Genomic DNA, 18,880 nt, shown 5'->3' on the forward strand with positions numbered 1-18,880 from the left:
GCGCGCCGCCTACGATTCGCGAATGCTGCGAAACCGTGCCTTGCTGGGCTCGCTCGCGGGATCAGCGTGCGTCCTCGATGGACGAGTGCAGCGCCGTCGGGAGGGCTACGCGGTCGTGGGCACGTGCAGCGGCAATGACATCGCGACGGGGCTCGACGAGCCCCACCGCGGCGAGAACGGCGATTACGCAGTGAACCGGCCGGGCCGGGGGAATTTCTTCCGGGAGCGCTGACCGCTCGCGCCGGGGTCAGGCGCGGTGGGGGCGGTTGGTCCAGCCCCGGTCGTCGGCGCGGACGAACCAGCCGGATGCGGCGAGGGTGCCGCCGTCGACCGGGATCGTGTGGCCGGTGACGAAGCGGGCGTCGTCGGACGCCAGGAACGCGACCACGGCCGCGTAGTCGTCGGGCTCGCCGAAGCGGGCGAGGGGGACCCAGGTGTGCTCCAGCCCCTCGTCGTAGCCGCGCCGCATCCACTCGACCGGCGTCTGCTCGGTGTTGGCGAGGTCCGGGGCGATCGCGTTGACGCGGACGCCGTGGCGGCCGACCGCGACCGCGAGGCTGCGCGTGAACGCCGAGACGCCCGCGTTGAACGCCGCGTACACCGGGTGCTGCGGGATGCCCCGGAACGCCTCGACCGTGGAGTTGTTCACGATGCTGCCGGAGCCCTGCTCGATCATGGTGGGGAGCAGGGCGTGGGTCAGCTTGAAGACGTGCAGGAGGTTGAGCTCGTAGAGGCGCTGCCACTGGCCGGGCGTGCTGTCCTGGAAGCTCTTGGCGGCCGGGCGGAAGTCGCCGACGTTGTTGACCAGGACGTCGATCCGGCCCCCGGTCGCGGCCGTGACGGCCTCGACGGTCGCGTCCTCGACGATGTCGCCGGGGACCACCCGTACGTCGCCGCCCGCCGCGGTGATGGCGGCGGCGGTGCGGGCGGCGGCCTCGGGGTCGATGTCGTTCAGGATGACCAGGTCGCCGCCGGCGGCGAGGCGGCGGCTGATCGCGCCGCCGATCCCCAGCGCGCCGCCGGTGACCACGGTGGTCCGGCGGTCAGCCATGGCGCCACCTCCGTACGGGTCGGGTCTCGATCGAGTCGATGGCCAGCTCGCGGCGGGAGATCCGCCAGGTGCCCTCGTCGAGGCGGTACGCGTCGGTGTAGCGGAGGTGCCAGACGAGGTCGGACGGCTTGCCGTCGCGTTCGGTGAGGTGGTGCGCGACGCACGCGACCTCGCCGGCCGCCGTGTCCGGTCCGGGTCCCGCGTCGAAGACCTGGCCCACCAGGGCGTGGAAGGTGAGGGGGACGGCGTCCAGCGAGGCGAACGAGGCGGCGATCTCCGCGCGTCCGGTGAACGCGCGGGCCGGCGCCAGTTCCTTCGGCGGATCGGGCAGGACGAGGGTCGCGTCCTCGGTGAAGAGGCCCGCGAGGTCGTCCATGCGGCGGCGGTCGGTGTACAGGGCGTAGCGGGCGACCAGGTCGCCGAGGGCGACCCGGTCCACGACTCCCAGGCTCATGAGCCGCTCAGGCCGAGGCGTTCGGCGCAGGCCGACAGCTCGTCCTTCGCCTCGTTCAGGTCCTTGGTGGGGTTGCCGCGCAGGACGAGCCGGTCGGCGCCCAGGGCGGCGAGCTTGTCAGCCTTCTCCGGGGTGATGGCGGAGAACGCGTGGCCGAGGGTGAGCTGGAGGGCGTCCGGGTCGCGGCCGTTCCTCTCGGCCTCCTCCCGCATCAGCTTCACGAGGGCCTGGAGCTCCTCGCCGGCGACGCCGAGCGGCTGGAGGCCGTCGCCGTACCGGCCGGCGCGGCGCGCCGCGGCCTTGCTGTGGCCGCCGACGTGGATCGGCACGCCGCCCTCCTGGACCGGCTTCGGGTAGCTCATCGCGCCCTTGAAGCGGAAGAACTCGCCGTCGTGGTCGGCGCCGGCGGGCGCCGTGTCGGCCCAGAGCTTGCGCAGGACCTGGAGCTGCTCGTCGCCGCGGCGGCCGCGGGCGTCGAAGTCGCCGCCGCACGCCTCGACCTCCTCGCGCATCCAGCCCATGCCGACCACCAGCCGCAGCCGGCCGCCGGACAGGGCGTCGATGGTGGCCAGCCGCTTGGCCAGCACCACCGGATGGTGGTTGGGAAGGACGAGCACGCCGGTGGCCAGCCCGATCCGCCGGGTCCGCCCGGCCAGGTAGGCCAGCAGGTCCAGCGGATCGGGGATGTCGAGGTCGTCGGCCAGCTCCATCTTCCCGGACCTGTCGTACGGGTAGACGCTGGAGTAGCCGCTGGCCACCACCGCGTGCTCGACCGCGCCGACCGACTCGTAACCGCATGCCTCGGCGTGCTGCGCGTAGGCCCCGATCCACTCGGGATCGGCGGTGACGCCCGCGGCGACGGGGAGCAGGACGGCGTACTTCATTCGGTTCCTCTCAGGTTTCCTGCAGTGCGGCGGCGGCGCGGCCGGCCCGGCGGCCGAAGAACGTGCCGTCGCCCAGGGACGTCCCGCTGACGTAGCCCTCGCCGTGCATGCCGGAGGCGGCGCGCCCCGCGGCGTACAGGCCGGGCAGCGGGACGCCCGAGTTGTTCAGGACCTCGCCGTCCACGGTGGTGTGCAGGCCGCCGAGGGTGAACCCGGCCGCGCCGGTGCCCTTGCCCTCGCCCGCGCCGGACCCGAAGAAGCCCATCCGCGGGTCGACCGCCGCGAACGGGGACCGCAGCGGCCGCAGCCACTTCGGGTCCTTGTGGAAGTACGGGTCCTCGCCCTTCTCGGCGTACCGGTTGTACGTCTCGACCGTCGCCTCCAGGGACCCCGGGGGCATCCCGAGCGACTCCTCCAGCTCGGCGAGCGTCTCGCAGACGTACGAGGGGCGCATCTGCCAGCGGTCCGCCTCGGGGATGTCCTCGTACCCCTCCTCGTCGATGATCGTCCAGTACGGGCCCGGCTGGTGCTTGACGGCGTGCACGCTCCAGTGGCCCGGGTAGACGTCCTCGTTGAGGAAGCGGCGGCCCAGGGCGTCCACCAGCATGCCGCGGCACACCATGGCGGGCAGCGCGGTGAGGGCGATCTCGACGACCGACATCCGCCGGGTGGCGGCGCCGGCCGCGGTGGCCATCCGGATCCCGGACCCGTCGTCGAGGCCGTCGCTGACCTTCCCGTGCCCCAGCAGCAGCGGGGCGTGGTCGGCCAGCATCTCCTCGTTGTCGACGAACCCGCCGGTGGTCAGCACGACCGCCTTGCGCGCCCGGTAGGTGACGGTCTTGCCGTATTTCCGCGCCACCACCCCGGCGACCCGGCGGTCGCCGTCCAGGACGAGGTTGGTTGCCTGGACGTCGGTGTGGGTGGTGGCGCCGGCCTCGGTGGCGGCGGCGACGAGCCGGTCCATCAGCACGTTGCCGCCGAATCCGGCCGCCGGCGGCCGGTGGCCGCGCGGGACGGCCCGCGCGACGGTGTTGTACGGCCAGGAGTTCTCCCCCAGCCACATCAGCCCGTCGTTCGTGAACGGCATCCACGTCGGCTTGTCGAAGAACGACGGCTCGAACGGCACTCCGCGCGCCCTGAACCATTCGAAGTGCTCGACGCTGCCGTCGCAGTACAGCCGGAGCTTCTCGGTGTCGGCGTTGGGGCCGAGCGCCGCCTCCAGGTAGGCGTACATGTTGTCGGCGTCGTCCTCGAAGCCGCACGCCTTCTGGATCTCGGTGCCGCCGCCCAGGTACAGCTCGCCGCCGGACTGCGCGGACGAGCCGCCGGGGCCGCTCGCCCGCTCCAGCACCAGGACGTCCGCGCCGGCCGCGGCCGCCTCGTACGCCGCCGCGGCGCCCGCGCAGCCGAAGCCGACGACCAGCACGTCGCATTCGTGGTCGAACCCGTCGACGTCGGCGGCGGCGACGGGCTCGACCGATGAGCGCTGACTCACCCGATCACTTCCCGGGCGGGGTGAACGCGGCCAGCGGCTCGGAGCCGGACCAGTCGTGGCCCCAGTAGCTGTCGGCGGTGATCTCTTCGGCGGTGTAGTGGGTCTCGTCGACGAGCATGCCCTCGCAGCCGTACTCCACGTCCCAGCCGCCGGGGGCGCGCACGTAGAACGACACCATCTTGTCGTTGGTGTGCCGGCCCAGCGTGGACGAGATCGAGAAGCCCTTCTTCTTGACCTTGTCCAGCGCGATGCCGACGGCATCCAGGGTGTCGACCTCGACCATCAGGTGGACGAGGCCGGGGGCGCCGTCGTGCGGGGCGGGGCAGATGGCCAGGCTGTGGTGGCGCTGGTTGATCCCCATGAAGCGGATCCGCACGCCGGGGCCGACCTTCATCGCACCGCGCGGCAGGAACCCGAGCACCTCGTTGTAGAACGTGGTGACCTCGGCGAAGTTCGGCGTCGGCAGCACCACGTGGCCCATGCCCATGGAGCCGGTGACGAACTTCTGCGCGTTGCCGGTCAGCAGCGGGCTGTGGTCCAGCACCGGGCCGAAGAACACCTCGACCGGGGTGCCGCCCGGGTCCTTGAACGCGATGACCTCCTCGGCGTCGCGCTCGTCGGCCTCCTCGGGCGTCAGCGCCGTCACCTCGATGCCGGCCTTCTCCACGGCCTCGCGGACGGCGGCCAGGGCGTACTGGTCGCGGACCTCCCAGCCGATCGCCAGCACCCTGTCGGTGTCGCCGGGCACCAGTTGGAGGCGGGAGCGGCGCTCGTCCATGCGCAGGTACAGGCCGTCCGGGTTCGCGCCCTTGCCTTCGGCGAACCCGAGCCCCTCGACCGCGAACTCGCGCCAGCGGTCGATGTGCTGCGTCTGGACCTTCAGATAGCCGAGCCCTTTCAGGTGGGTCACTGTGACTCCTTCAGTCGTCGGGGTCGTGCGGTGGCCGGGCGGTCAGATCATGGAGCGCATCGGGCCCTGCGGGACCTCGACGTCCAGGTCGGTGAGGGCGGAGGCGTGGTAGACCGAGCCGGGCACGTGGATGGCGTGCGCCAGGCCCATGTGGGCGTCCCGCCAGAACCGCTGGATGGGGTTGGTGTCGCGCAGCGCGTTGCCGCCCGAGCGCATCATGATCTCGGTGGTGGCGTGCGCGGCGCGCCAGGCGGCCCGGACCTGGATCCGGCGGCCGGCGGCGCGCTCGGCGAAGGTGATCTCCTCGCCGGCGGCGACCTTGTCGTACATGCGGTCGACGTTCTCCAGCAGCGCCGCGCGCGACGCCTGGATCTCGGCGGTGGCCTCGCCGATCGCGTACAGCACGTACGGGTCGTCCTTGACCTTGGTGCCGGTGATCTGCACCCGCTCGCGCTGCCAGGCCAGGTGGTGCGCCAGCGCGCCCTCGGCCATCCCGATCACCGCGGAGGTGATGCCCAGCGGGAACGCGCACGAGAACGGCACGTGGTACAGCGTGTTGGTGAGCCCGGCCTCCTTGGGCTGGATGCCCTCGACGACCTTGTTGAACTCGATCGTCCGGTAGGCGGGGACGAACGCGTCCTTGACGATGATGTCCTTGCTGCCGGTGCCGCGCAGCCCGGCGACGTTCCACGAGTCCTCGACGATCGTGTAGTCCGAGCGCGGCAGGATCATGTGCAGCGAGGTCGGCGGCATGGCCATCTTGCCGTCCTTGTCGCCGAGGAAGGCGCCCAGGAAGATCCAGTCGCAGTGGTCGGTGCCGGACGAGAACTGCCAGCGGCCGTTGAAGACGTAGCCGCCGTCCACCGGCCGGGCGATGCCCATCGGCGCGTACGGCGAGGCGATCCACACATCCGGGTCCTCGCCCCAGATCTCCTCCTGCACCTTGGGGTCGGCCATCGCCATCTCCCACGGGTGGATGCCGACGATGCCGGCCACCCAGCCGGACGAGCCGTCCAGCGCGGCGATGCCCATGACGGTCTCGGCGAACTCGCGCGGATGCGTCTCCAGGCCGCCGTGGTTCTTCGGCTGGAGCATCCGGATCATGCCCGCGTCCCGCAGCATCTTGGCGGCCTTGTCGTCGAGCCGGCCCAGCGACTCGTTGACCGGGCCCAGCTCGCGCAGCTCCGCGGCCCGTTCCATGATCTTGTCGAGCACGCCGTTCTTGTTCGGCACGGTCATCGCCTGTCTCCCCTGGGGTTTCTGGAGTCTGTGTCGCGTCAGCCGTCGTAGCTGACCTTGAGCCGGTCGCTGACCGGTTTCGCCTGGCAGGCGAGGACGAGCCCGTCGGCGAGGTCCTGCTTGTCGAGCACCGTGTTGGCGTCCATGGTCGCCTCGCCCTCCACCAGCACGCAGGCGCAGGCGGCGCAGGAGCCCTCCCGGCAGGAGGACGGCGCGTCCATCCCGGCGCGCAGCATGACGTCGAGCAGATGCTGGTCGCGGGGCCAGGTGAGCGTCGTGGTCGCGCCGTCCATCTCGACCTCGACGGTGGCGGCGTCCTCGTCGCCCGCACCGTCCGTGCCGGACGCCGCCGCTGTGTCTTCTGCGGTCTCCACCTGCGCCGCGAACGGGTCGCCCGCCAGCGAGAAGAACCGCTCCACCCGCACCCGGGCGTTCGGCATGCCCAGGCCCTTCAGCGCGGCCACCGACAGGTCCATGAACGCCTGCGGCCCGCAGATGAACGCCTCGTGGTCGGTGTACGGCCGGCAGAGGGCCTGCAGCGCCGGTCCCGTGGGCAGTTCCTGCACCGACTGGAGCCAGTGGACCACCGTCAGCCGGTCGGCGTGCTCGGCCGCCAGGGCGCGCAGCTCCGCCGCGAAGATCACCGACCGCTCGTCCTGGTTGGCGTAGATCAGCACGACCTTCCCGGAGCCGCCGGCGAGCGCCGACTTCAGGATCGACATCACCGGGGTGATGCCGCTGCCGGCCGCCAGCAGCAGGAAGTCCTCGTCCAGCGAGCGGGGGGTGAACGTCCCGGCGGGCCGCAGCACCTCCAGGACGTCGCCCTCGGTCACGTTGTCGCAGATCCAGTTGGAGCCGACACCGTCCGCGACCCGCTTGACGGTCACCTTGAGCCGCTCGTCGACGATCGGCGAGCTGCACAGCGAGTAGCAGCGCGCCGCCCAGCCGTCCCCGGCCGGGACCCGGACCGTGAGGAACTGGCCGGGCCGGTACGAGAACCGGTCCGCGTCCCCCTCGGCGGGTTCGAGGACGAGCGTGTGCGCGTCCTCGGTCTCGCGCACGACATCGACGACGCGCGCCTTGAGCGATGCCGGACCGGTCATTTCCTGTTTGCTGCCTCTCCGTTTCGGGTCGTCCCGCCCTCGGCCGCCCCGCCCTCGGCGGCACGGCCCGCGGCGTGCCGCGCGGCGATGTGCCCGAACACCATGGACGGGCCGATGGTGGCGCCGGGGCCGGCGTACTCGTTGCCCATGACCGCGGCCGAGGTGTTGCCGGTTGCGTAGAGGCCCTCGATCACCGAGCCGTCCGCGCGCAGCACCCGGGCGTGCTCGTCGGTGACCAGCCCGCCCTTGGTGCCGAGGTCGCCGACCTCCAGCCGGAAGGCGTAGAACGGCCCGGTGTCGATGACGTCGAGGTTGGGGTTCTTCAGGGTGGGGTCGCCGTAGTAGTGGTCGTAGGCGCTCTCGCCGCGGCCGAACTCGGGGTCCTTGCCCGCGCGGGCGTACCCGTTGAACGTCTCGACCGTCTCGACCAGCGCGTCCGCCGGTACGCCGATCTTGTCCGCCAGCTCGGCCAGCGTGGGGGCCTCGAAGGCGATGCCGGCCTTGTAGAACCGGCCGGGGATCTTGGCGCCCGGCAGGATCTGCGCGAACGGGTACCGGGCCCGGGTGACCGAGTCCATGACGAACCAGGCCGGGACGTGCCCGCCGGCGAGCTGGTCGTGCACGAAGTTGACGTACGGCGAGGCCTCGTTGGTGAACCGCTTCCCGTCCGCCGACACGATCACCTGGCGCGGGATGGCGCGCTCGGACACCAGCGGGATGATCGCGCCGGACGGGTGCCGGACGGCCGGCATCCACCAGGCGTCGTCCATCAGGTCCAGCGTGCCGCCTGCCTGCTCGCCGATCCGGATGCCGTCGCCGGTGTTCTCCACGGCGCCCATCGCGAAGTTGTCGCGCCCACCTTCGGGCAGGTACCGGTCGCGCATCTCCTGGTTGTGGTCGAAGCCGCCGGTCGCCAGCAGCACGCCGCGCCGGGCGCGCAGCCGCTTGGCCTTCCCGTCCGGGCCGGTCACCACGATGCCGGTCACGGCGCCGTCCTCGCCGTGCACCAGCTCGGTCATCGGGGTTTCCAGCCAGAGCGGGACCCCGGCGTCCTTGAGCGCCATCCGCAGCCGGGCGATCAGCGCCCGGCCGGTGGTGGCCATGTGCCGGCGCCGGATCGAGTTGGACGCCACCCGCCACGCCGCCACCAGCGTCATCCGGCGCCCGGCCCAGGTCCGCTTGGCCATCGCCAGGTCGTGGTAGTCCTTCGCGGTGATCCACAGGCCCATCGGGCCCTTCATCAGGTTCGGCTTCTGGTACTGCTCGTCCTCGCCGAGCTTGCGGGTGTCGAACGGCTTGGCCTCGATCGACCGGCCGCGCGGTCGCCCGCCCTCGTACTCGGGGTGGTAGTCGGCGTACCCCTTCACCCAGAAGAACCGCATCCACTTGCTCTTGTGCAGCAGCTCCATGGTGGCCGGGCCGTGGTCGACGAACGCGTCCAGCCGCGCGGCCGGGACCTTGCCGTCGGTCAGCTTGTCCAGGTACGCGCGGATCGACTCGCGGCTGTCGTCGTGCCCGGCCTTGCGCAGCGTCGGGTTGTTGGGGATCCAGATGCCGCCGCCGGAAAGGGCGGTGCTGCCGCCGTACGACGCGCTCTTCTCGACGATCAGGGGCTTGAGGCCGGCGTCCGCGGCGCTGAGCGCGGCGGTCATGCCGCCGCCGCCGCTCCCGACGATGACGAGGTCGTACTCGGCGTCCCAGTCCTTCGTCATGAGGCGTCCTTACGGGTCAGGAAGGCCAGGACGGCGTGCTCCCATGCCTCCTTCTGCTCGATCATCACCCAGTGGCCGCAGTTCGGGAAGATGTGCACCTCCACGTCCGGGATGGTGCGCATCGGCACCAGGACCATGTCCATCGGGCTGACCCGGTCGTCGCGGCCCCACGTGATGAGGGTGCGGGCCTTCAGCTTGTGCAGCATCGCCCAGTACGGCGGCGTGTCCGACTCGGCCTGGAACTTGGCGGTGAAGGCCATCGCGGCCTTGCTGTACATCTTCCGGGCGCTGGCGAGGGTGGCCGGGTCGGTGGCCTGCTCCCAGCGCTCCTCGATGAGCTCCTCGGTGACCATCTTCGGGTCGTACACCATCGAGTGCAGCCACTGGATCAGCCGCTCGCGGGTGGGCTCCTCGGTGAACTCCATCAGCAGCCTGATGCCCTCGCCCGGCCCCGGGCTGAAGATGTTGCGGCCGACGCCGCCGACGGTGACCAGCCGGCCGATCCGCTCGGGGTTCGCCAGCGCCACGTTGGTGCCGACGATGCCGCCCATGGAGTTGCCGATGACGTCGACCCGGTCGATGCCCAGGCCGTCCAGGAAGCGGATCACCGAGCCGGGCGCGGCCAGCATGGGGTGCTCGTCGGTCGGGTCGCTGACGCCGAACCCCGGGAACTCCAGGACGAGGCAGCGGAAGTGCTGGGAGAGCACCGGCAGGTTGCCGCGGAAGTTCCGCCAGCCGGTCACTCCGGGGCCGGAACCGTGCAGCAGCAGAAGCGGCGGGCCCTCGCCGGCCTCGTGGTAACGCAGCACGCCCTTGTCGGTGGCGAGTTCGCGCAACGTCGACTCGTAGGTCAGCTCCGTGGTCATGGTCCCTCAGCTCTTCGGGGGATGGGCACCTTCGTGGGGCACTATGGGTGGCGTACCCGAAGGTAATCAAGCGCTCGTCCAAGTCGGCGGACCGGATCCCGATCAGCGGGACGCGGCTCCGCTCCGGGAGGTGGGTCGGGGTGGGCCGGACGGGACGGGCACGCCGCACGGCGCCCGCCCCGCGGCGGGTTCCACTCATCGGGATCGCGTCACGCGGGCGGTACGGGCCGCGACCTACCGTCGTGGCAACGTCGCACGTGCCTCCCGTTCGCACACCGCGGCCCGCAGAGAGCAACCGAGGTGACACATGTCAGCCGAGCCCGCGCTCACCGCAGACCCCGGCGCCGTGGCGCCGGGCCCGCCTCCCACGCCGGACCTGTTCCGCAAGGCGATGGCGGAGTTCGCCACCGGCGTCACGGTGGTCACCGGCATGGAGGACGGCGGCGAGCCCGTGGGCTTCGCGTGCCAGTCGTTCACGTCGGTGTCGCTGGAGCCCCCGCTGGTGCTGTTCTGCGCCGACCACCGCGGCCGCTCGTGGCCGCGGATCCGGGCGGCGGGCCGGTTCTGCGTGAACGTGCTCGGCGAGGACCAGCGCGACCTGTGCTCGCGTTTCGGCTCCAGCAAGGGCCGCAAGTACGAGGACCTCGACTGGGAGGTGTCGCCCTGGGGCACCCCGTCGCTGCCGGAGGTGCTGCTGCGGGTGCACGCCGGGATCGAGAACGTGCACCGCGCCGGCGACCATGACGTGGTGATCGGCCGGGTGCTGGCGGTCGAGACGCCGCTCGCGGAGACCGGCCGGCAGGACGGCGAGAACCGCGAGCGGCCGATGATCTTCTTCCGCAGCCGGTTCGGGATCGAGGAGCCGGACGGCCCGATCGCCCCCTACCCGTGGTCGCGCGGCGACCGGTGGGGCTGACGCCGCGCGACCTCTCACATCCAGTCGCCGCGCCCGTCCATCGCCAGCAGCCGGTTGAGGGTCTCCGGCGACCACGAGGAGTCGGTGGCCGGCGCGGCGCAGGTGCCGCGCCGGGCGCGCGGGCGCCGGGCCGTGGCGGGGCCGAGGAACAGTTCCTGGGACGCCTCGCGCGCGGCGGTCGCCACCAGCGGCGCGACGTTCTCCAGCGGGGTGCGGATGTCGCCGACCAGCGAGATGCCGGCCACCGGCCCCTCGTGGCCGCGGATCGCGGCGGCCACGCAGGCGATGCCGGGGAACGACTCGCCGCGCTCGAACGCCAGCCCGCGGCGCTGCCGGATGCGGTGCAGCTCCTGGTGCAGCGTGCTGAACTCGCCGATGGTGCGGCTGGTGAGCCGGCTGAGCCCGGCGCCGAGGCTGGCCTCGACCTGCTCGGGCTCCAGCCAGGCCAGCATCGCCTTGCCCAGCGCGGTGGAGTGGGCCGGGGCGCGGCCGCCGACCCGGGACGGCACGACCGAGGCGTACCGGCCGCCCATCTTGTCCAGGTAGTAGATCTCGGCGCCGTCCAGCACGGCCAGGTGGGCCACCAGCCCGGTGGTGATCTGCAGCTCGTGCAGCAGCGGCGCGGCGGCCTCCCGGATCCTGCCGTGGCCGCCGTCCCGGCCACCGAGACCGAGCGCTCGCTGGCCCAGCCCGTAGCCGTAGGAGTTGTGCTCCAGCCAGCGCTGCCGGACCAGCTGGTCCAGGATCCGGTGCGCGGTGGAACGGGGCAGACCGGTGTGCCTGGCTACGTCCTCCAGGGTCAGCCGGGCCGACCGGCCGCTGAAGGCGTCCAGGATCAGGGAGATTCGCTCGACCATCGACGGAGGGGTGGTGTCACGGCCGACGGCCGGTTCCATCGTCTGCTCGCTCATCACAGCTCCCACTGACTGAAATGAATTCTTGTTAATCGGAACCTAGCAACCCGCGGCGCCTGATGGAAGAGGTTGAGTTCCAGCAGGTGGAGTTGGTCTTGCCAGGATCCTCAGCCGCACCACGAGCCACCGGCCGTCCGGCTGAAGATCGTTAGAATGTTTTCTTGCACGCGGCGTGCTGTCACGGCGTGCACGGACAGGGAGGGACGACGCATGCGCATCGGCATCGTCACCCCGGTGGTGGCCCAGCCGCCCCCGGGCAACGCGGAGTGGGAGCGCGCCGCCGGCATCGAGGAGATCGGCCTGATCGCCGAGACCGCCGACCGGCTCGGCTACCACCACGTCACCTGCAGCGAGCATGTGGCGGTCCCCGCCGAGGCGGCCGAGCGGCGCGGCGGCGTCTACTGGGACCCGCTCGCCACGTTCGGCTACATCGCCGCCCGCACCGAGCGGATCCGGCTCGCCACCCAGGTGCTCGTCCTCGGCTACCACCACCCGCTCGCCATCGCCAAGCGGTACGGCACCCTCGACCGCGTCAGCGGCGGGCGGCTCGTCCTCGGCCTCGGCGTCGGCAGCCTGGAGGAGGAGTTCGCGCTGTTGGACGCCCCGTTCAAGGACCGCGGCGCCCGGGCGGACGAGGCCCTGGCCGCGCTCCAGGGGTCCCTGTCGCAGCGGATGCCGAGCCACCACGGCGCGTACTACGACTACGAGGGCCTGGTCGTGGAGCCGCACGCCGTCCAGGAGCGGGTGCCGATCTGGATCGGCGGCCGGTCGGCGCGCTCCCTGCGCCGGGCCGCGCGCGCCGACGGCTGGGTGCCGTTCGGGCTGCCGCTCGACACGATGGCGGAGATGCTCGCCGGGACCGACCTGCCGGACGGCTTCGACGTCGTCCTCGGGCCCGACGGCCCGCTCGACCCGATCGGCGACGCGGGCCGGGCCGGCCGGGCGCTCGGCCGGCTGCGGGACGCGGGCGCCACCATCGCGGGCGTGCGGCTGCGGTCCGACTCCGCCGCCCACTACTGCGAGCAGCTCGCCGCCCTCCGGGAGCTGGCGGACGAGCACGGTCTCACGTTCGGCGAGAAGCGGGAGGAAGCGCGATGAGCGACGCGGTCGAGCGGCGGCTGGCCGGCCTGGAGCGGCGGCTGCGCGCCGTCGAGGACGAGCAGGCGATCACCAAGCTGATCCTCTCGTACGGCCCGCTGGTCGACAGCGGCTGCGCCGACCAGGTCGCGGAGCTGTGGGAGCCGGACGGCGTGTACGACGTCGACGAGATCTACATGGAGGGCCGGGACCAGATCGCGAAGATGGTCAGGTCCCGCAACCACCAGGGCTGGATCGAGGGCGGCTGCGCCCACTTCCCCGGCCCGCCGCACATCACGCTGGACGGCGACGAGGCCACCGCCGTCGCCTACACCCTCATGATCGTCAACACTCCGGACGGCTTCACCCTCCGCCGCGCCACCGCCAACCACTGGACGCTGCGCCGCACCGAGGCCGGCTGGCGCGCGGTCGGCCGGACCAACCGGGTGCTGGACGGCCGCGCCGAATCCCCCGACCTGCTCGCCTCCCACTTCCCCGGCGCCACCCGCTTCCGGCGGGAGGAGGCCCGGTGAGCGGCGACCGGGAGGCGATCGTCCACGCGCTGTGCGGCGTGGCCACCGCCCTGGACACCCGCGACTGGGCCGCCCTCGGCGCCGCGTTCACCCCGGACGCCCGCGGCTACGGCGCGAACGGGCCGGACGCGATCGTCGCGCGGGTCCGGCGGCACCTGGGCGGCTGCGGGCCGTCCCAGCACCTCCTCGGCAACCACCGGGTGCACGTCGACGGCGACACCGCCCGCTCGTTCACCTACGGGCGGGTGATGCACGCCGGGGCCGGTCCCGCCGAGGGGCTGACGTACGAGTGCTTCGGCGAGTACGAGGACCGCTGGGCGCGCACCGGGGACGGGTGGCGGATCACGTACCGGAGATTCCGCGTCACGTTCGAGCTGGGCGACCGGAGCGTGCTGCGTCCCGATTAGCGGCCTGTCCGACATACCCGGCCACTAGGGTGCCGCCATGATCGACGAGACGGCGCTGGTCCTGCCCGAGTCCTGGCGCGCCCAGCTGCATCCCCGGCGCGGCGGCATCCCCGTACCGGAGATCTCCGCGGGCCCCGCCGCGGAGCGCCCGGCCGGCTGGGACGACGCGGTCGAGCCGGTGCTCGGCGATCCGGACCAGGATCCCGACCTCGCCCGGCGCGCCAGGGCGTACCTCGCCGGCGCGCCCGACCCGGCCGGCGCGGCGGTGGTGATGGCCGCGCTGCCCTTCCAGCAGGCGGCGGGCGCGGGCGGGCCGGTCAGGACGTGGGCGGCGGAGCACGGGCTCGCCTTCGCCGCCCGCGCGTTCGCGGAACTGAGCGTCATGGCCCCCGTGCACACGCAGGCAGGGGGACGCTCGACGCTCAGGAACGTCCGCTACCTGGAGGCGGGCGACCGCCGGCCGCACTGGTGGACGGGCCGCCGCGACGGCCGGCTGCTCCGCGGCCTGCTCGCCCGGGCCGGCGACCGCGAGTACGCGGAGGCGGTGGAGGGCCTCGCCGCCCACCGGGAGACGCCGATCCAGCGGGTGGTGGTCTCCTACCTCGTACCGGACCGGTTCGACTGGGTCGAGGAGTGCTGCGCGGCTCCCCCGTCCCAGCGGGGCGAGGAGTCGCGCTACTGGTGGATGCTGCTGTGCGCGCTCGGCTCCGGGCGGCACCTCGAAGCGCTCGGCCGCGCTCCCGGATGGGCGCTGTACGCCGACCGGGGGCTGCTCGCCACCGTCATGGAGGGGCTCGGCCCGGCCGCGGCACCGCTGCTGGACGCCGCGGCCGACCGGCCGCACCAGAGGGCCGAGGACCTGAAGGTGCCGCTGGAGGCGCTCGCGCTGCTGCCGTCGGACAAGGCGTTCGGGATGCTGCTCGACCGGATCGAGCACCGGCACGTGCCGCCCCTGCTGGTCGAGGCGATGGACCGGTTCCCGGCACGGGCGCTGCGGCTGCTGGGCGCCGCCGCCGCGGGCACCTCGAAGGCGGCCGGGATCGCGGGCGAGCTGCTCCGCGCCCACGTGGGCGCGCATCCCGGTGTCGCCGCCGGCACCGCCCACGAGGCCGGGAAGGTCAAGGAGGCCGCGCCCGCCGACCTTCCTGAGCTTCTGGTCACGCCACCGTGGGAGCGCGCCGGCGGGGCCGCCGCCGCGGCGGCCGGGGCGTTCCTCGCGGAGGGCCCCACGAGCCGGCTGCCCGCGGTGATCCCCAAGCCGGGCCCGTGGGCGGACGCGGCCAGGCTGCCGCGCGTCCTGCTGCGCGACCGCGAGCGCGCGCTGCCGGTGGACTCGGCCCGGCACGTCCTGACGATGATGGCGATGTGCGAGCACGGCCGGACCTACCCGGGCCTGGACGTGGTGAAGGAGGTCTGCGATCCCGGATCGCTCGCCGGCTTCTCCTGGGCGGTGTTCCGCTGGTGGCGGCTGAACGGCGGGCCGCCCAAGGACGGCTGGGCGCTGGTGCAGCTGGGCGTGCTCGGCGACGACGGAACCGTCCGGCGGCTGGCCCCGGTGATCCGCGACTGGCCGGGCGAGGGCGGCCACAAGCTCGCCGAGAAGGGCCTGGACGTGCTGGCCGCCATCGGCACCGAGGTGGCCCTGATGCACCTCCACGGCATCGCCACGAAGGTGAGGTTCAAAGGGCTGAGGGCCCGGGCGCAGGAGAAGGTGGAGAGCATCGCCGCCGACCTGGGCCTGACGCCCGAGCGGCTCGGCGACCGCCTCGTGCCGTCCTTCGGCCTGGACGCGTCGGGCGGCCTGACGCTCGACTACGGGCCGCGGCGCTTCCACGTCGGGTTCGACGAGGCCCTCAAGCCGTACGTCACCGACGGATCCGGCAAGCGCCGCAAGTCGCTGCCGAAGCCGGGCGCCAGGGACGACGCCGGACTGGCGGAGCCCGCGTACGCGAGGTTCGCCGCCCTCAAGAAGGACGTCCGGACGGTCGCGGCCGGCCAGGTCACGCGCCTGGAGGCCGCCATGGTCGGGCAGCGGCGGTGGACGGCGGCGGAGTTCGGGACGTACTTCGCCGGGCATCCGCTGATCGTCCACATCGCCCGGCGGCTGGTGTGGCTCGCCGACCATGCCGGGACGACCACCGCGTTCCGGATCGCCGAGGACCGCACGTACGCCGACGTGCACGACGAGCCGTACGACCTGCCCGCGGCCGCCGAGGTACGGATCGCCCATCCGGTGCAGTTGGACGCCGCGACGCTGGCCGCGTGGGGGGAGGTGTTCGCCGACTACGAGATCCTGCAGCCGTTCCCGCAGCTCGGGCGCACGGTGCACGTCCTCACCGGGGAGGAGCGGGCGGCCGGGCGCCTGGAGCGGTTCGAGGGCATCACGGTGCCGAGCGGCGCCGTCGTCCGGCTCGAACGGCACGGCTGGGAGCGCGGCGCGCCCGGCGACGGCGGCAGTCAGGGCTGGACCTCGCGGCCGGTGCCGGGCGGGCTGTTCGTCGTCGTCGACCTCGATCCCGGCATCTCGATCGGGATGATCGACGGGATTCCCGAGCAGGTCCTGGAGCACGTGTGGATCGGCGAGCGCCCCGTCCGGTACCGCTACCGGACGGAGACGGGGCGCACGTTCGGCGAGCTCGACCCGCTGACCGCGTCGGAGGTGCTCGCGCAGCTCACCGAGCTGGCCGGGACGGCCCGCTGACCGCCGCCGGCCACCCCTTGGGACGATCTTTCCGGACCCGTTGCCCGGGGCGCGGCCACGGCGGGCGCGGCTCCAGTTACCTGGGGCTGTGCTCGCGCCCACCCTGATCGCGCTGCTGGCGGTCACCGCCACGGCCGTCCCCGCGCCCGCGGACTCGGGCGCGGGCCCGCTGGAGACCGACCGCAGGACGCGCCGGGTCGGGCCCGGCACGACGCTGACCTCGTTCGAGCGGCTCTCGCCCGGCGGCTGGCTGCGCGCCGACCTGCTCACCGTGGACCTCACCGGGCGGGTCCGCGCCGGGTACCTGTCGCCGGGCACGGTCTCCGCGGTCGAGCCGCTGTCGCGGCAGGCCGGGCGGGCCGGGGCGATCGCGGCCGTGAACGGCGACTTCTTCGACATCGGCCGGACCGGGGCGCCCGAGGGCCCCGCGGTCGCGGGCGGCGGGCTGGTCAAGTCGGCGGCGCCGGGCCGGTCGACCGCGACGGCCGGGATCGGCGCCGGCGGCCTCGGCCAGATCGCGCGGATCGTCCTGGACGGCGAGGTGCTCCTGCCCGGAGGGCGCCGGGTTCGGCTCGACCGGCTCAACGCGCACCGGGTCGACGGGATCGGCGCCTACACCCCGCTGTGGGGGGCCCGCCCGCGCGCGGCGGGCACGACCGAGGTGCTCGTGGTGAACGGCCGGGTCGCCGCGGTCACGTCCGGGCGGCGGCCGGGCTCCGGTCCCGTACCGGCGGACGGCTTCGTCCTGGTGGAGAACGGCGGCGCCGCCCTCCGCTCCCTGAAGCCCGGGGACCCGGTCGGCCTGCGCCACCGCCCGCGCTCGTCCGGCCGCGCACCGCTCCTCGCCGTCGGGGGCCGCCAGATCCTCGTCGAGGACGGCCGGATCCCGGCGCTGCCCGACCCGGCCCGGCATCCCCGTACCGCGGCGGGCTTCACCGCGGGCGGGCGCCGCATGCTGCTGATGACGGTCGACGGGCGGCAGGCCGCCAGCCGCGGCGCGACGCTCGCCGAGCTGGCGCGGCTGATGCGGGAGGCCGGCGCGGACGACGCGCTCAACCTCGACGGCGGCGGCTCGTCCACCCTCCTGGCCCGCGCGCCCGGCCGCGCCCGCCCCCGGCTGGAGAACCGGCCGTCCGGCGGCGCGGAACGGCGCGTACCGAACGGCATCGGGCTGTTCGCCGAGGGCAGCGGGCGCCTCAGGGGCTTCACGATCGAGGCGGCCTCGGCCCGCGTCTTCCCCGGCCTCACCCGCCGGCTGGCGGCGCACGGCCACGACGAGGCCCTCGGCCCGGCGCGGGGGACGCCGCGCTGGCTGGCCTCCCGGGGCCGTGTCGGCCGGAACGGCACGTACCGCGCCACCGGCCGCTCCGGCCCCGGTCCCGTCGAGATCACGGCCCGCCGGGGCGCGGCGCGCGGCCGGTACCGGCTCACCGTGCTCGGCCGCCTCGACCGGATCGCCGCCGTCCGCCAGGGCCCGGACACGTTCGGGATCGTCGGGTACGACCGCGAGGGCCACACGGCGCCGATCGCGCCGTCCGACGCGCGGCTGTCCTACGACGCCTCGAAGGTCACCGTCGAGCGGGGTGCCACGGCCATCACCGTGACGCCCCGCGGCCCCGCGGCCTCCGCGGCCGTGACGGTCGACGTCGCGGGCGAGCGGACGGCCCTGCCGGCCGGGACCGCGCCCGTGCCGCCGGTCGCCGATCCGCTGGTCGTCCAGGACGGCGCCCTCGCGCCCGGCAGGCGGCGGTTCGCGATGGTGTCGGGCCCGTCGCCCCGCGCGCTCCGCGAGATCGCGGCGGCCCGGCCGGATCTCCTCCTCGTCAACGGCCTCGGCGGCGGCCTCGCCGCCGACCCGGCGGCGGCGAAGAGGGCCCTGGACGCGCTGGGCGTCCCGTACCGCGTGGTCGCGGGCGAGCGCGAGGGCACGGCGGCGTTCCGCGCGGCGTTCGGGCGGCCGTGGCGGACGTTCGACCGCGGCGGCACCCGGTTCGTGCTGCTGGACTCCTCCGCCGGCACCTACCGGGCCGGCGCGTTCCGCCAGTTCCGGATGGTGCGGAGGGCCCTGGCCGGCGCCCGCCGCGACCCGTCCGTCCACTCGGTGATCGTCGCCGGCCACGGCACCGCCGACGCGAGGGAGGCGGCGCTCCTGCGGCACTGGCTCTCGGCGTTCCGCACGGCCACCGGCAAGGGCGCGGCGATGCTGGACGCCCGCGGACCGGCGTTCCGGGCGTCCCGGCTGGACGGCGTCCGGGCGTTCACCGGCGGCGGCGCCGACGCCGGCTGGACGCTGTTCGGCACGTCCCCCGCCCGCGCGCCCGGCTGGCTGCGCGCCGAGGTCCGGCCGCGGGTGGACGCCCTGGCGCTCGCGGCCCCCGCCGCCATGCCCGCCGGAACGACCGCCCGCGTCTCGGCCGTGATCACCCAGGGCGGCCGCGCCGTGCCGCTCGCCTACCCGATGACCGCCGACTGGAGCACCACCGGCAACCTCCGCCTGGACCCCGCGACCGGCCGCCTCAGGGCGCTCCGGCCGGGCCCGGCCGCCGTCACCGTCACGGTCAACGGCGTCCGCCGGAAGGCCGCCCTCGCCGTCACCCCCTTGCCCGCCGCGTGACCGG

General features: G+C 73.9%; 17 protein-coding genes. 7 read left to right on the top strand and 10 right to left on the bottom strand.

Annotation, left to right across the window (positions count from 1 at the left end; translation table 11 throughout):
• Nucleotides 1-22 precede the first annotated feature (22 nt).
• Entirely contained in the window at nt 23-232 is a 210-nt protein-coding gene (locus ACA361_RS34205; RefSeq protein WP_375019015.1) for a hypothetical protein, read from the top strand.
• Between the two features lie 15 nt (nt 233-247).
• Here ACA361_RS34205 and ACA361_RS34210 read toward each other — a convergent pair whose 3' ends face one another.
• Genes ACA361_RS34210 through ACA361_RS34250 form a run of 9 tightly spaced genes read right to left on the bottom strand, consistent with a single transcriptional unit; the run spans nt 248 to nt 9,714 of the window.
• Nucleotides 248-1,051 carry an SDR family NAD(P)-dependent oxidoreductase gene (locus tag ACA361_RS34210; RefSeq protein WP_375019016.1) on the bottom strand — a complete coding sequence of 268 codons (804 nt, stop codon included), beginning with the start codon at nt 1,049-1,051 and terminating at the stop codon, nt 248-250.
• Entirely contained in the window at nt 1,044-1,505 is a 462-nt protein-coding gene (locus ACA361_RS34215; protein WP_375019017.1) for a nuclear transport factor 2 family protein, read from the bottom strand. Before ACA361_RS34215 ends, ACA361_RS34210 begins: the two co-directional genes overlap by 8 nt.
• Nucleotides 1,502-2,389, bottom strand: a complete 888-nt coding sequence (locus tag ACA361_RS34220) for an LLM class F420-dependent oxidoreductase (RefSeq protein WP_375019018.1) — start codon at nt 2,387-2,389, stop codon at nt 1,502-1,504. The genes ACA361_RS34215 and ACA361_RS34220 overlap by 4 nt, the downstream gene beginning before the upstream one ends.
• 10 nt (nt 2,390-2,399) lie before the next feature.
• Nucleotides 2,400-3,884, bottom strand: coding sequence for an FAD-dependent oxidoreductase (locus tag ACA361_RS34225; protein WP_375019020.1), 1,485 nt, complete (start codon nt 3,882-3,884; stop codon nt 2,400-2,402).
• Nucleotides 3,885-3,888: 4 nt separating this feature from the next.
• Complete coding sequence (locus ACA361_RS34230; RefSeq protein WP_375019021.1) at nt 3,889-4,794, bottom strand: VOC family protein; 906 nt, start codon at nt 4,792-4,794, stop codon at nt 3,889-3,891.
• Between the two features lie 42 nt (nt 4,795-4,836).
• Nucleotides 4,837-6,033 (bottom strand): acyl-CoA dehydrogenase family protein, encoded by a 1,197-nt coding sequence (locus tag ACA361_RS34235; protein WP_375019023.1) that lies wholly within the window; start codon nt 6,031-6,033, stop codon nt 4,837-4,839.
• Nucleotides 6,034-6,071: 38 nt separating this feature from the next.
• A complete protein-coding gene (locus ACA361_RS34240; RefSeq protein WP_375019024.1) occupies nt 6,072-7,136 on the bottom strand; it encodes a 2Fe-2S iron-sulfur cluster-binding protein in 1,065 nt (354 codons plus the stop codon).
• The gene (locus ACA361_RS34245) at nt 7,133-8,848 is read right to left on the bottom strand and encodes an FAD-binding protein (RefSeq protein WP_375019025.1); all 1,716 of its coding nucleotides are present in this window, start codon (nt 8,846-8,848) and stop codon (nt 7,133-7,135) included. Before ACA361_RS34245 ends, ACA361_RS34240 begins: the two co-directional genes overlap by 4 nt.
• Nucleotides 8,845-9,714 carry an alpha/beta fold hydrolase gene (locus ACA361_RS34250; RefSeq protein ID WP_375019026.1) on the bottom strand — a complete coding sequence of 290 codons (870 nt, stop codon included), beginning with the start codon at nt 9,712-9,714 and terminating at the stop codon, nt 8,845-8,847. The genes ACA361_RS34245 and ACA361_RS34250 overlap by 4 nt, the downstream gene beginning before the upstream one ends.
• Before the next feature lie 307 nt (nt 9,715-10,021).
• Here ACA361_RS34250 and ACA361_RS34255 point away from each other — a divergent pair, with 307 nt between their 5' ends.
• Entirely contained in the window at nt 10,022-10,630 is a 609-nt protein-coding gene (locus ACA361_RS34255; protein WP_375019027.1) for a flavin reductase family protein, read from the top strand.
• Between the two features lie 14 nt (nt 10,631-10,644).
• Here ACA361_RS34255 and ACA361_RS34260 read toward each other — a convergent pair whose 3' ends face one another.
• Nucleotides 10,645-11,541: an IclR family transcriptional regulator gene (locus ACA361_RS34260; protein ID WP_375019028.1), complete on the bottom strand. Its 897-nt coding sequence runs from the start codon at nt 11,539-11,541 to the stop codon at nt 10,645-10,647.
• A 213-nt stretch (nt 11,542-11,754) separates the two neighbouring features.
• On the opposite strand from ACA361_RS34260, the gene ACA361_RS34265 reads away from it, so the two are divergent.
• From ACA361_RS34265 to ACA361_RS34285, 5 genes are all read left to right on the top strand, one after another.
• Complete coding sequence (locus ACA361_RS34265) at nt 11,755-12,642, top strand: TIGR03619 family F420-dependent LLM class oxidoreductase (RefSeq protein ID WP_375019030.1); 888 nt, start codon at nt 11,755-11,757, stop codon at nt 12,640-12,642.
• Nucleotides 12,639-13,154 (top strand): nuclear transport factor 2 family protein, encoded by a 516-nt coding sequence (locus ACA361_RS34270; RefSeq protein WP_375019032.1) that lies wholly within the window; start codon nt 12,639-12,641, stop codon nt 13,152-13,154. The genes ACA361_RS34265 and ACA361_RS34270 overlap by 4 nt, the downstream gene beginning before the upstream one ends.
• A complete protein-coding gene (locus ACA361_RS34275; RefSeq protein ID WP_375019033.1) occupies nt 13,151-13,561 on the top strand; it encodes a nuclear transport factor 2 family protein in 411 nt (136 codons plus the stop codon). Before ACA361_RS34270 ends, ACA361_RS34275 begins: the two co-directional genes overlap by 4 nt.
• A 37-nt stretch (nt 13,562-13,598) precedes the next feature.
• Nucleotides 13,599-16,262 (top strand): DUF4132 domain-containing protein, encoded by a 2,664-nt coding sequence (locus ACA361_RS34280; protein ID WP_375019034.1) that lies wholly within the window; start codon nt 13,599-13,601, stop codon nt 16,260-16,262.
• An 88-nt stretch (nt 16,263-16,350) separates the two neighbouring features.
• Nucleotides 16,351-18,876, top strand: coding sequence for a phosphodiester glycosidase family protein (locus ACA361_RS34285; protein WP_375019036.1), 2,526 nt, complete (start codon nt 16,351-16,353; stop codon nt 18,874-18,876).
• Nucleotides 18,877-18,880: the final 4 nt, after the last annotated feature.

This window comes from Actinomadura sp. 21ATH (genome assembly GCF_041951345.1).
GTDB lineage: Bacteria > Actinomycetota > Actinomycetes > Streptosporangiales > Streptosporangiaceae > Spirillospora.

Coding starts and splice junctions, on each gene's coding strand:
- ACA361_RS34205 (WP_375019015.1), top strand. CDS start 23: ATGCTGCGAAACCGTGCCTTGCTGGGCTCGCTCGCGGGATCAGCGTGC.
- ACA361_RS34210 (WP_375019016.1), bottom strand. CDS start 1,051: ATGGCTGACCGCCGGACCACCGTGGTCACCGGCGGCGCGCTGGGGATC.
- ACA361_RS34215 (WP_375019017.1), bottom strand. CDS start 1,505: ATGAGCCTGGGAGTCGTGGACCGGGTCGCCCTCGGCGACCTGGTCGCC.
- ACA361_RS34220 (WP_375019018.1), bottom strand. CDS start 2,389: ATGAAGTACGCCGTCCTGCTCCCCGTCGCCGCGGGCGTCACCGCCGAT.
- ACA361_RS34235 (WP_375019023.1), bottom strand. CDS start 6,033: ATGACCGTGCCGAACAAGAACGGCGTGCTCGACAAGATCATGGAACGG.
- ACA361_RS34240 (WP_375019024.1), bottom strand. CDS start 7,136: ATGACCGGTCCGGCATCGCTCAAGGCGCGCGTCGTCGATGTCGTGCGC.
- ACA361_RS34245 (WP_375019025.1), bottom strand. CDS start 8,848: ATGACGAAGGACTGGGACGCCGAGTACGACCTCGTCATCGTCGGGAGC.
- ACA361_RS34250 (WP_375019026.1), bottom strand. CDS start 9,714: ATGACCACGGAGCTGACCTACGAGTCGACGTTGCGCGAACTCGCCACC.
- ACA361_RS34255 (WP_375019027.1), top strand. CDS start 10,022: ATGTCAGCCGAGCCCGCGCTCACCGCAGACCCCGGCGCCGTGGCGCCG.
- ACA361_RS34260 (WP_375019028.1), bottom strand. CDS start 11,541: ATGAGCGAGCAGACGATGGAACCGGCCGTCGGCCGTGACACCACCCCT.
- ACA361_RS34265 (WP_375019030.1), top strand. CDS start 11,755: ATGCGCATCGGCATCGTCACCCCGGTGGTGGCCCAGCCGCCCCCGGGC.
- ACA361_RS34270 (WP_375019032.1), top strand. CDS start 12,639: ATGAGCGACGCGGTCGAGCGGCGGCTGGCCGGCCTGGAGCGGCGGCTG.
- ACA361_RS34280 (WP_375019034.1), top strand. CDS start 13,599: ATGATCGACGAGACGGCGCTGGTCCTGCCCGAGTCCTGGCGCGCCCAG.